The organism is Streptomyces sp., assembly GCF_050698815.1.
GTDB lineage: Bacteria > Actinomycetota > Actinomycetes > Streptomycetales > Streptomycetaceae > Streptomyces.
This window is the reverse complement of record NZ_JBOHCV010000455.1, coordinates 1-12,004: the sequence shown is the minus strand read 5'-3', so window position 1 is coordinate 12,004 and position 12,004 is coordinate 1. Positions and strand designations below refer to the sequence as shown.

Genomic DNA, 12,004 nt, shown 5'->3' with positions numbered 1-12,004 from the left:
CTCTCGACGGACGGGCTGGCGCGGCACCCGGGGCGGCCCTGGCGAACACCTGAGTGGGAAGTGCCGGCGCACGTCGCCGAGCACTACGGATCACTCACCGTTGACGAAATGATCACGTCAGTTCTCGACCACTACGAACGGCTGTGGCCACAGATCGAGGAGCTGATCACGGCCGCCGTGAACAGTGCCGGCACGGGCCTGGTCCTGGAAGGATCGGCGCTCTGGCCCGTCCGCGTCGCACAGCTGGCAGCCCCGCACACGGCCGCCGTGTGGCTTACCGCGGACGATGCCGTCCTACGTGCCCGGGTGCACGCCGCCGGCCATTACGGGGAGGCTGCGGCCGAGGAACAACACCTGATGGAGAAATTCCTCGCCCGCACCAGCCGCTACCAGACGCTCATGCTGGATGTTGTCGACAGGTTGGGCCTGGATTGCATCGAGGCAAGCGACGGCCGCTCCATCGAGGAACTGGCAAACGCAGTACTGGCGGCCGTCGACGCGCAGGTTGCCGTAGGGCAGTCCGCCACCCGGCAATGAGCGGGCCACCAACCCGGGAGCGCTGGTTGCGGCCGGCGAGGCCGTGTTCGTGACACGCCTGAGGGCGCCGACCAGAGGTCGACGCCCTCGTTGAGCCGCAGTTCAGCTACCCGGACACATCACGTGAGAGTCGCATCCGACGCGATATCGCGACCTTTCAGCTGCAGCCGCTGGTCGAGCCGCAGCCCTCGCAGAGATAGCAGCTGCCCGCGCGGCGCATCTTGGTGCCGCAGGAGAAGCAGAGCGGCGCGTCGGCGTTCAGGCCGAGCTGCATCTCCATCAGCTCGGTGGAGTTGTGTGCCTCCACCGGCGCCGGGGTGGCCGCCTGCGGTTCGCTGATCCCCTCGGCCCGCGCTTCGTCCTTGGCCTTCTCCTTCGCATCCCGGACCGTCTGGGCCTTCGGCGCGGACTGGGCGAGGCCTTCCACGTCGAGTTCGTCCTCGGACGACTCGTAGGAGCCGGTCTCCAGGTGGCGCTGACGCTCGCTCGCGGAGTGGATGCCGAGGGCCGAGCGGGTCTCGAAGGGCAGGAAGTCGAGCGCGAGGCGGCGGAAGATGTAGTCGACGATCGACTGCGCCATCCGCACGTCCGGGTCGTCCGTCATGCCCGCGGGCTCGAAGCGCATGTTGGTGAACTTCGAGACGTACGTCTCCAGCGGCACCCCGTACTGCAGGCCGACCGAGACGGCGATGGAGAAGGCGTCCATCATGCCCGCGAGGGTCGAGCCCTGCTTGGACATCTCCAGGAAGACCACGCCCAGGCCGTCGTCCGGGTAGGAGTTCGCCGTCATGTACCCCTCGGCGCCGCCCACCGTGAAGGAGGTGGTGATGCCGGGGCGGCCCTTGGGCAGGCGGTGCCGCACGGGGCGGTACTCGATGACCTTCTCCGGCTGTGCCTGAGCCGCGGGTGCCTCGGCCTGCTTCTCCTTACGCTTGGCGGAGAGCGGCTGGCCCACCTTGGAGTTCTCGACATAGACCGCGAGCGCCTTGGTGCCCAGCTTCCAGCCCTGCAGGTAGATCTCCTCGACGTCCTCGACGGTCGAGGACGAGGGCATGTTCACGGTCTTGGAGATGGCACCGGAGAGGAACGGCTGGGCCGCCGCCATCATCCGTACGTGGCCCATCGGCGAGATGGAACGCTCGCCCATCGCGCAGTCGAAGACGTCGTAGTGCGCCGGCTTCAGGCCGGGCGCGTCGATGACGTTTCCGTGTTCGGCGATGTACTCCACGATGGCCTCGACCTGCTCGGGCTGGTAGCCGAACCGCTTGAGGGCCTTGGGCACCGTGTTGTTCACGATCTGCATCGACCCGCCGCCGACCAGCTTCTTGAACTTGACCAGAGCCAGGTCCGGTTCGACGCCGGTGGTGTCGCAGTCCATCATCAGACCGATGGTGCCGGTGGGCGCCAGCACCGACGCCTGGGCGTTGCGGAAGCCGTTCTTCCCGCCCAGTCGCAGCACGTCCTGCCAGGCCTCGGTGGCCGCCGCCCAGACCGGGGTGTCCAGGTCGTCGGCGCGCGTCGCCGAGGCGTTGGCGTCGGAGTGCTGCCGCATGACTCGGTTGTGCGCGTCGGCGTTACGTGCGTAACCCTCGTACGGGCCGACGACCGCGGCCAGTTCGGCCGAACGCCGGTAGGAGGTGCCGGTCATCAGCGAGGTGATGCCACCGGCGAGCGCGCGGCCGCCGTCCGAGTCGTAGGCGTGGCCGGTCGCCATCAGCAGTGCGCCCAGGTTGGCGTAACCGATGCCCAACTGGCGGAAGGCGCGGGTCGTCTCGCCGATCTTCTGCGTCGGGAAGTCGGCGAAGCAGATGGAGATGTCCATCGCCGTGATGACGAGCTCGACGACCTTGGCGAACCGCTCCGCGTCGAAGGACTGGTGGCCTTCGTCGTCGTCCCGCAGGAACTTCATCAGGTTCAGGGAGGCGAGGTTGCAGGACGAGTTGTCCAGGTGCATGTACTCGCTGCAGGGGTTGGATGCGGTAATCCGGCCCGATTCCGGCGAGGTGTGCCAGTGGTTGATGACGTCGTCGTACTGGATGCCGGGGTCGGCACACACGTGCGCGGCCTCGGCCATCTTGCGGAAGAGGGACTTGGCGTCCACCTGCTCGACGACCTCGCCCGTCATGCGGCCGCGGAGCGCGAACTGCGAGCCGGACTCGACGGCCTTCATGAACTCGTCGGTCACCCGCACCGAGTTGTTGGCGTTCTGGTACTGGACGGAGGTGATGTCGTCGCCGCCCAGGTCCATGTCGAAGCCCGCGTCGCGCAGGGCCCGGATCTTCTCCTCCTCCTTCACCTTCGTCCCGATGAAGGCTTCGACGTCCGGGTGGTCGACGTCGAGCACGACCATCTTGGCCGCACGGCGCGTGGCCCCGCCCGACTTGATCGTGCCCGCGGAGGCGTCGGCGCCGCGCATGAAGGAGACGGGCCCGGAGGCGTTGCCGCCGGAGGAGAGGAGTTCCTTGGAGGAACGGATACGGGACAGGTTGAGCCCGGCCCCCGACCCGCCCTTGAAGATCATCCCCTCTTCCTTGTACCAGTCGAGGATCGACTCCATGGAGTCGTCGACCGAGAGGATGAAGCAGGCGGAGACCTGCTGCGGCTGCGTGGTGCCAACGTTGAACCAGACCGGGGAGTTGAAGCTGAAGATCTGGTGCAGCACGGCGTACGCCAGCTCGTGCTCGAAGATCTCGGCGTCCTCGGGCGAGGCGAAGTAACCGTTCTCCTCGCCGGCCGCCCGGTAGGTCTTCACCACCCGGTCGATCAGCTGCTTTAGGCTTTTCTCCCGCTGCGGGGTGCCCACCGCGCCACGGAAGTACTTGCTGGTGACGATGTTGGCCGCGTTCACCGACCAGGAGGCGGGGAACTCGACACCTCGCTGCTCGAAGTTGACCGAACCGTCACGCCAGTTCGTCATCACGACGTCCCGCTGCTCCCAGACCACCTCGTCGTAGGGATGCACGCCGGGAGTGGTGTGGATGCGCTCGATCCGCAGCCCCTTGTTCACCTTGCCGCCCTTCGCACGGAAGCCTCGTGCCGGACCGCTCGTCGTCTCTGTCATTCCCGCCTCCCTGTACCGGGCATAACGCCCGGACGCGCCCCGAATCTTCCCGGGGCACCTGCTTGCCTGATGGTTCCGTGATGGCTCTCTGACGGCCGGCGCGCAGTGCGCACTCCGGCCGGGTCCGAAGGTCTCGATGTGCCGCCGCTCAGTCGGCGGCGGGCACAGAAACCGGCGCTCCGGGACCCTCGGCGCTCCGCCCGCCCTCGCCGCGGGCGCCGCCCAGGGCGCTCGTACGGGCGTCCCGCAACTCCTCGACGGCGGCCTCGAAGTCCTCAAGGGACTCGAATGCGCGATAGACCGAGGCGAAGCGCAAATAGGCCACGAGATCGAGGTCCTGGAGCGGGCCGAGTATCGCGAGGCCGACGTCATGCGTGGACAGCTCGGCGCTGCCGGTCGCCCGCAGGGCCTCCTCGACCCGCTGGCCGAGCTGGGCGAGGGCGTCCTCGGTGACCGGGCGGCCCTGGCAGGCCTTGCGGACTCCGACGATCACCTTGTCCCGGCTGAACGGCTCGGTGACACCGCTGCGCTTGATCACCATGAGTGACGCGTTCTCCACCGTGGTGAAGCGGCGGGAGCAGTCGGGACACTGGCGGCGGCGCCGGATCGCGGTGCCGTCGTCGGTCGTACGGCTGTCGACCACGCGACTGTCGGGGTGTCGGCAGAAGGGACAGTGCATCGCTCCCCACCCTCCTTGAGCCTGCGAAAGCCCGCATCGTGCATGACTGGTACGCCCTCGGCGGACCCCGTGAAGGCTCCGCGAAGTAGCCACAAGCATATGCGAAGAACTCCCCGAACGGACGCCGGGGACCACAACTTGTGGGTGACGCGCGCCTATCTAACCACTAGATCTGGTATCGGCGCGTCAGCTTCGACCTCGTCGCCGACCGCGTGTCGCGCCTCGGCGGCGGCGACGACACTACGCGAATCGGGGTGCTGGAGGCGCGCCGGGGCGCGACTGCGACACTCGGGGAGCCGGCGCCGGCGGCCGACCGTAAACGGGGGACTACACCGGTGGCACCGATCGAGTCAGGTGAACCACTAATTTTCACTCGAACGTGTGTTTGGCGCAACCTTTCGAAACCAACTACCGTTGTCCTACTAGGGAGAACCGCTCGAGAGGGGCCGACGTGACCACCACCGCAGACAGTGCCACCATCACCTCCCAGAACCGCTCCGCGCAGTCACTGGACACCATTCAGCCGGTGAAGGAGGCCATGGACGCGGAGGCGCAGGACAGTCAGCAGGAGAAGCGCTCGCTGCCGGGCCGACCTCCGGGGATCCGGGCGGACAGTTCGGGGCTCACCGACCGGCAGCGCCGGGTGATCGAGGTGATCCGCGACTCGGTGCAGCGGCGTGGCTACCCACCGTCCATGCGCGAGATCGGCCAGGCCGTCGGCCTGTCCAGCACCTCGTCCGTGGCGCACCAACTGATGGCGCTGGAGCGCAAGGGCTTCCTGCGCCGCGACCCGCACCGTCCGCGCGCCTACGAGGTCCGCGGATCGGACACGCCCAGCACCCAGCCCGTCGCCGACACCACGGGCAAGCCCTCCGCGTCCTACGTGCCGCTGGTCGGCCGCATCGCCGCCGGCGGGCCGATCCTCGCCGAGGAGTCGGTCGAGGACGTCTTCCCGCTGCCGCGCCAACTCGTCGGCGACGGCGACCTCTTCGTGCTGAAGGTCGTCGGTGACTCGATGATCGAGGCCGCGATCTGTGACGGTGACTGGGTGACGGTCCGCCGCCAGCCCGTCGCCGAGAACGGGGACATCGTCGCCGCCATGCTGGACGGCGAGGCCACGGTCAAGCGCTTCAAGCGCGAGGACGGGCACGTATGGCTGCTGCCGCACAACGTCGCCTACCAGCCGATCGCGGGCGACGAGGCGACGATCCTCGGCAAGGTCGTCGCAGTGCTGCGGAGGGTTTGAGCCCCAGGTTTTTCCGGGTCCGCGTCCTGGACCGGGTCCGCGTCCCCGCCCGCACGAGCTGAGCCGTCGGTTCCCCCTCCGGAACCGACGGCATCGCCGTGCGTGCTCGCCGCTGACCCCGTCAGGCCTGCCCGGCCGCGCCGGCCTCCTTGGCCATCGTGTCGATGGCTGCGAGCGACCGCCGCACCTGGTCGCCGTCCGTCGTGTACCAGAAGTCCGGCATGGAGGTGCGCAGGAAGCTGCCGTAGCGCGCCCGCTCCAGCCGCGGATCGAGCACGGCGACCACTCCGCGGTCCCCCGTGGCCCGTACGAGCCGCCCCGATCCCTGCGCCATCAGCAGGGCCGCGTGCGTGGCCGCGACCGCCATGAACCCGTTCCCCCCGTGCTCCTCCACCGCCTTCTGCCGGGCACTCATCAAGGGGTCGTCCGGACGGGGGAAGGGAATGCGGTCCATCACGACCAACTGGCAGTTCACTCCGGGCACATCGACGCCCTGCCAGAGGGAGAGCGTGCCGAAGAGACAGGTCTGCGCGTCCTCGGCGAAGCGCCGGATCAGCTCGCCCAGCGTCTCCTCACCCTGGAGCAGGATGGGGACCTCCAGCCGCCCGCGCAGGTCCTCGGCCGCGGCCTGGGCGGCGCGCATGGACGAGAAGAGTCCGAGCGTACGGCCGCCCGCCGCCCCCACCAGCTCGGCCAGCTCATCGAGCATGTCCCGGCGGGACCCCTCGCGTCCGGGCGGTGCCAGGTGCTTGGCGACGTAGAGGATGCCCTGCTTGCGGTAGTCGAAGGGCGACCCGGCGTCCAGACCCCGCCACGGCGGGGTCTCGTCGTCGGCCGCATCCTGCCCCGTACCGCCGTCGCGGCGGGGCGTGTCGTCAGCGAGCACCCGCTCCGGGGCCAGGCCCAGCGAGGCCCCCACTCCGTTGAAGCCGCCGCCCAGCTTGAGCGTCGCCGAGGTGAGTACGACGGACCGGTCGGCGAACAGCTTCTCCCGCAGCAGACCCGAGACCGAAAGCGGGGCGACGCGCAAGGAGGCGCCGTAGCGGTCGTGCTGCTCGTACCAGATCACATCGAACTCGGATCCCTCCACGACCCGTTCCGCGACATCGTGCACGCTCTCCATCGCGGCCAGCGCCTGCTTGCGCACGGCGTTCTCGTCCTGCACGGACTTGTCGCGGGTGTTGCCCAGTGCCGTGAGGCAGGCGCGGGCCGCGTCACGGAGAGCCGCCAACGCGTATCCCAGGTCCTCCGGAACCACCTCCAGCCGTCCCGGAAGAGCCAGCTCCATCAGCCGCTCGAAGGTCTCCGCCGCCGTCTGCAGCCGGTCGGCGTCCTTCTCGTCGACGAGCTTGGCGGCCCGCCGTACCGCGCGGTTGACGCCGCCCGGCGTCAGCTCACCGGTGGCCACACCTGTCACCCGCGAGACCAGCTCGTGCGCCTCGTCGACGATCAGCACGTCGTGCGGCGGCAGCACCGGTGCCCCCTCGATCGCGTCGATCGCGAGCAGGGCGTGATTGGTGACGATGACGTCGGCGAGCTTGGCGCGCTCCCGGGCCGCCTCGGCGAAGCACTCCGCGCCGTACGCGCACTTGGCGGCGCCCAGGCACTCGCGCGCCGAGACCGACACCTGGGACCAGGCACGGTCGGACACGCCGGGGCGCAGGTCGTCGCGGTCGCCGGTCTCGGTCTCGTCCGACCAGTCGCGCAGTCGCAACAGGTCCTTGCCGAGCCGTGAGGTGGGAGTGGCGGTCTCGAACTGATCGAAGAGGCCGTCCTCCTCTTCCTGCGGCACGCCCTCGTGCAGGCGGTGCAGGCACACGTAGTTGGACCGGCCCTTGAGCATGGCGAACTCGGCGCGGCGGCGCAGCAGTGGTTGCAGCGACTCGACGGTGCGGGGCAGGTCGCGCTCCACGAGCTGCCGTTGCAGCGCCAGGGTCGCCGTCGCCACCACGACGCGTTCGCCGTGTGCCAGGGCGGGGACCAGGTAGCCCAGCGACTTGCCGGTACCGGTGCCCGCCTGGATGAGCAGGTGGGTGCCGTCATCGACGGCTTCGGCGACGGCTTCGGCCATGGCCACCTGACCAGGGCGCTCCGTACCGCCGACGGCGGTGACGGCGGCGTGCAGGAGGTCGGTGAGGGCGGGCTTGGTCATAGATCCGACAGCCTACGTGGCGCCGCTGACAACGGGCCGGTCACGCGGTGCACAGGGGGTTGGGTACGGTGCCGTGCACCGCGGCGTGCGGGCGTTCGGAGCGGTCACGGTAACCGTCCAGGTGCAGACGGTTGCGGTTGAGGCAGAGCCGGTCGATCCGCGGAGTGAGCAGGTCGAACGTCTCGAACCGGTCCTTCAGCTCCGGGAACCGCGCCTGGTAGCTCCCGATCTCCGCGCGTACGAGGGACCAGAACTCTCCCTCCGGTACGTGCAGTTGCTCCTCGCACAGGGGCGCCAGATAGCGGAACACGCCGACGAAGAGCCCGGAATGGATGAACTGGGTGAGGAAACCGGGCGGCTCGGTCAGCAGCACGGCACGCACCTCGTCCGGCATGGCGGCCAGTTCCGGAACCGGCTCGGCGCAGACGTTGACGTCGTCGACGAAGTCCTTGACCGCCAGCCGCACGGGCACGTCGCGCTCGTCGAAGATCACGATGGCGTTCTCGCCGTGCGGCGAGAAGACGGTCCCGTAGCGGTAGAGGAAGTGCAGCAGCGGGGGCAGCAGGGCCGCGAAGAGGTGGCGCAGCCACTCGCGCGGCTCCAGCCCGGAGCGTCTGACCAGTTCCGCGGTGAAGGACCTCTCACGCGCGTCGGTGTGGATGAGGGCGGCCAGGGTCCGGGCGCGCTCGCCGGACTCCAGCTGCCGGCCCAGCGGTTCGCGCCAGACGCAGCCCAGCAGTTCGCGGTACTGGTAGGGCACCTGCGGCAACCGGTCGTACAGCGGGTGGGCGACGGCGACGGAGGCGACCTCGCCGAGCAGGATCACCCGGCACTCGTCGAGCAGGTAGGGATCGGCGTCGCGCAGTCCGTGCATCCACTGGGTGACCGCGGGGGCGGCAAGGGTGCGTTCGGTGGGCAGTCCGCGCCAGACCAGGGTGTTGAGTACGGACAGCGGCAGCTTGACCGTGTGCCTGTCGGGACGGCTGGTGTTGATGAAGGTGCGGACCGGCTGCTGGGGCAGTCGCAGATCGCCGTCCGACTGCAGCGGGACGATGTCGGCCGCGGCGAGGGAGGCCGCGAAGAGCGGGGCGACGGTCTCGTCCCACTGCCAAGGGTGTACGGGCAGGAAGAGGTATTCCTCGGGCGGCAGCCCGCGCGAGCGCAGGGTCTGCCGGAAACGGCGGAGGGTGTCCGGGCTGAGCTCGCGCGCGTAGAGGCTCTGCGGCTCGGCCAGCGCGGGGACGCCGCGGTAGGCGGCGAGCGGGGTCCGGACCGCGAGCCAGGGCAGCCGTCGCGCGCGGCGCGCCTCCGGGGCCCACCGGGTCGCGTCGGAGGCGGAGAAGCCGAGGCGGCCCTTGTTCGCCACGAGCCAGGGGTGGCCCGTCTGGTGGCCTTCCAGCTCGGCGTAGTCGAGCTCGGTGAGCCGGTCGACGGCGAGCTCGCGGGCGGCGAGCTGGACGTCTGCGGTGAGCGTGGCGGTGAGCTCGCGGATCAGGTGCCCGGTCGTGTCGCCGGTGAGCCCGAGAACGGTCGCGTGGCCGTGCGCGAGGAAACCGAAGGGATCGGCGTCGGCGGGGGTGAGGGAGGCCGGGTCGATGTTCCAGTGCCCATAGGCGGTGCGGCGGGCCCGGAAGCGGAGGGTGAGACCGTCGCTCACCTCGAGGCGGTACGGGCGGTACGGGCGCGCCGTACCGGAGTCGGCCCGGTGTCCGGGTGCGGCGTGGGATTCCGGATCCGGCTCGGCCTCGGGCTCGGCCTCGGGCTTGATGATCTCCTCGTACGCGAACTCGCTGATCATCTTGAGGAGCAGCCGCCGTCCGGCCCGGCGCCAGCTGTCCGGATCGAGACCGGGCGGGACGTGCAGCGGGCGGGACTCGGGGGACTCGCCGGAGTCATCGGAGTCGCTGTGGCCGTCGACGGCAGTCGGTAGGTGCACTGTGTGGCTCCTTCTTCGGGGACAGGGACGAGCAGGGCGGTATGGAGGTGAGTGGGCGGCACTGACGGCACCTCACAGGACCGCCCGCAGTTCGCGGTCGCGGACCATCAGGGCGGCGCGCTTGCCGGGCAGGTCGACCTCGGCGGACAGCCGGAAGCCCGCGCTCAGGAAGGCCGCGACAGAGGGAATGTTGCGCAGGTCCGGCTCGGCCAGGACCCGGCCGCAGCGCGGCCGTTGATCGAGGACGAGATCGGCGACGGCGCGCAGCAGCGCCGTGCCGACACCGCGGCCCCGGTCCGGCACGCCGCCGATCAGCAGGTGCAGTCCGGTGTCGTGGGGCCGCGCCCGGCAGTACCGGGCGATCGGATCGAGATCGGCGCGGTAGATCTCCCAGTAGCTCATCGGGACGCCGTCCAGTACGCCCAGGCAGGGAACGCTGCGGCCGTCGCCGTCCAGCTGTGTCCGCACGTGAGCGGCGGTTACCTCTTCGGGCCCGGCCAGCTCCCAGAAGGCGGCCACCGCGGGATCGTTCATCCAGGCGGCGATCAGCCGGACGTCGCGCTCGATCCGTACGGGCACGAGCCGCATCGTGCCCACGGACGTGGTGAAGGGTGGCCAGTCGGCGACCGAGTCCAGCAGGTCGGGCTCGGTCAGCCGGGTCAGGTCACCGGTGTGGCCGGCGGCATGAGGAGCCTGCGGCGGGGCGCCGGCGCGCTCGGCGAGCAGCGCCGCGAGTTCGCCGGACAGCTGGAGATCGAGGGTGTCGTCGCTGCTGGACGTGCGCGAAGAAGCGGGGCGGGTCGGCTGCTGCATGACGGCGAGCGCCTCCTCTCAGTTGCTCGGGCCGGTGGCCTACTGGGCCAGCGGGTTGGTGACGGTGACATAGACGGACTGGGTGTCGACGGGGCCGACGAGCTCGTCCATGCCGTGCAGCCGGGTGAGCAGGTTGGCCTTGCAGCGCAGCGTCGGCGACTCCAGCAGCAAGGCGGGCAACGGCGATACGGGCGCGCCGTCCCTCCCCCGCGCTTCCGCCCGCAGGAACCGGCGGAGGGCGGCGAGCAACAGCTGTTCGTCCGCGAGGCGTTGCGCGCCGAAGGCGCCGATCAGGCCGAGGACGTTGTTGATGCCGAGGTAGTACGCGAAGCGCTCGTCGGTGACCGCGTCGGCCACGAACGTGTCGCTGGCGACGCCGAGTCCGGCGCCGGGCAGCCGCTGCTCCAGCGCGTCACGCCAGGACGTACGGAAGTAGTAGCCCTGGTTGTCGCGGTAGCGTCCGCCGGTGGGCCAGCCGTCGCCGTCCAGCAGCACCAGGGTGTTCTGCTGGTGTGCCTCAAGGGCGATGCCCGCGTGCGCGTCCAGCCAGAGCACCGGCCGTACGACGGTGTCCAGGTAGCGCAGGAACCACTCGGTGGCCACCGCCGTCACGGGCCGGCGGGTGCGCACGGCGAGCAGCTCGACGACGTCGGTGAGCCGCGACCGCAGCGCTCCCCGCGGCATCCCGGGCCGCGGACGGGGCGAGGTGAGTCCGGCGACACAGACGGCGTCGTCGCCGGGCCCGAAGGGGTTGTGCCGGATGACGGTGTCCAGGCCGGGCACGGGCTGCCCGTCGGATCCGTCCACGCCCAGCCAGGCCGGGTCGCGGACGATGTCGAAGCCGGGGTGGGCCGCCTGCCATTCGGCGCCCAGGCCGGCGCGCAGCAGCCGGTGCACCTCGACACCGCGCAGCAGTTCCTTGCGCAGGTTCTCCCGGCGGGAGTTGGTGATGGACAGCCCCAGGGAGAGTTTGAGCATCACGGACCCGTCGGTGCGCACGACGGTGCGCACCGAGGAGGTGGCGTGCCAGGCCTCCCCCGCCTGGCCGAGGTCGTGCAGCAGTCCGCCGGCCAGCAGCCGGGCCACATCCGGGCGGTGCGACAGTTCGCGGGCCTGCCAGGGGTGCAGCGGCACCGGCAGGGTGTCGGCGGGCAGCCGGGCGACCAGTGACTCTCCGGCCAGCCGGACGGCCAGGCGTTCGGCGGTCACTGTCCGGCCCTTCTCGGTCCAGGCCGAGTCCTGGGCGAGTACGGACCGGGCGACCGCCATCCAGTGCAGCGGGAAGGCGGCGCGCAGTTCGGGTGCGTAGGCACGTGACTCGGCCTCGGAGAACCCCTGCCGGCTCTTGGGTGTCGGGTGCAGTGGATGGCCGAGGATCAGCGACTGTTCGGCGTCCAGGAACGGGCTGGTCCCGGCCGGGGGTTCGGGGACGGCGCGGCGTTCGGCGAGAAACTCGGAGGTGCGCTGCACGGAGTCGGCGACCCGGCCGACGAGCGCGACACTCTGCGCGAGAGCTGCCCCGTCCTCGGGGGCGCCCGCGCCCGCGCCGCCCGCGCCGGCGCGTGACCGCGACGCCACCT

Annotated in this window: 8 protein-coding genes; 2 read left to right on the top strand and 6 right to left on the bottom strand. The window is 70.4% G+C overall.

The features are described 5' to 3' along the window. A partial coding sequence (locus ACRDP3_RS16600) for a hypothetical protein (protein WP_431517735.1) occupies positions 1–537 on the top strand: 537 nt, incomplete at its 5' end. A 157-nt stretch (positions 538–694) separates the two neighbouring features. Here ACRDP3_RS16600 and ACRDP3_RS16595 read toward each other — a convergent pair. Beyond that, positions 695–3,598 (bottom strand): vitamin B12-dependent ribonucleotide reductase, encoded by a 2,904-nt coding sequence (locus ACRDP3_RS16595; RefSeq protein WP_431517734.1) that lies wholly within the window; start codon positions 3,596–3,598, stop codon positions 695–697. Positions 3,599–3,746: 148 nt separating this feature from the next. Next, a complete protein-coding gene (gene nrdR, locus ACRDP3_RS16590) occupies positions 3,747–4,277 on the bottom strand; it encodes a transcriptional regulator NrdR (RefSeq protein WP_431517733.1) in 531 nt (176 codons plus the stop codon). 451 nt (positions 4,278–4,728) lie between these two features. Here nrdR and lexA point away from each other — a divergent pair, with 451 nt between their 5' ends. Then, positions 4,729–5,523 carry a transcriptional repressor LexA gene (gene lexA / locus ACRDP3_RS16585; RefSeq protein WP_431517732.1) on the top strand — a complete coding sequence of 265 codons (795 nt, stop codon included), beginning with the start codon at positions 4,729–4,731 and terminating at the stop codon, positions 5,521–5,523. A 121-nt stretch (positions 5,524–5,644) separates the two neighbouring features. Here lexA and ACRDP3_RS16580 read toward each other — a convergent pair whose 3' ends face one another. The 4 genes from ACRDP3_RS16580 to ACRDP3_RS16565 all read right to left on the bottom strand — a co-directional run. Next, on the bottom strand, positions 5,645–7,675 hold the full coding sequence (locus tag ACRDP3_RS16580) for an ATP-dependent DNA helicase (protein ID WP_431517731.1): 2,031 nt from the start codon (positions 7,673–7,675) through the stop codon (positions 5,645–5,647). A gap of 40 nt (positions 7,676–7,715) precedes the next feature. Further along, positions 7,716–9,611, bottom strand: coding sequence for an IucA/IucC family protein (locus ACRDP3_RS16575; RefSeq protein WP_431517730.1), 1,896 nt, complete (start codon positions 9,609–9,611; stop codon positions 7,716–7,718). Between the two features lie 72 nt (positions 9,612–9,683). After that, the gene (locus ACRDP3_RS16570; RefSeq protein WP_431517729.1) at positions 9,684–10,424 is read right to left on the bottom strand and encodes a GNAT family N-acetyltransferase; all 741 of its coding nucleotides are present in this window, start codon (positions 10,422–10,424) and stop codon (positions 9,684–9,686) included. 39 nt (positions 10,425–10,463) lie between these two features. Further along, positions 10,464–12,004 (bottom strand): IucA/IucC family protein (locus ACRDP3_RS16565; RefSeq protein WP_431517728.1); only part of this gene is annotated, 1,541 nt, incomplete at its 5' end.

Excerpts from the sequence above, each read along its gene's own strand:
- ACRDP3_RS16595 (WP_431517734.1), bottom strand. The coding sequence starts at position 3,598 with ATGACAGAGACGACGAGCGGTCCGGCACGAGGCTTCCGTGCGAAGGGC.
- nrdR (WP_431517733.1), bottom strand. The coding sequence starts at position 4,277 with ATGCACTGTCCCTTCTGCCGACACCCCGACAGTCGCGTGGTCGACAGC.
- ACRDP3_RS16580 (WP_431517731.1), bottom strand. The coding sequence starts at position 7,675 with ATGACCAAGCCCGCCCTCACCGACCTCCTGCACGCCGCCGTCACCGCC.
- ACRDP3_RS16570 (WP_431517729.1), bottom strand. The coding sequence starts at position 10,424 with ATGCAGCAGCCGACCCGCCCCGCTTCTTCGCGCACGTCCAGCAGCGAC.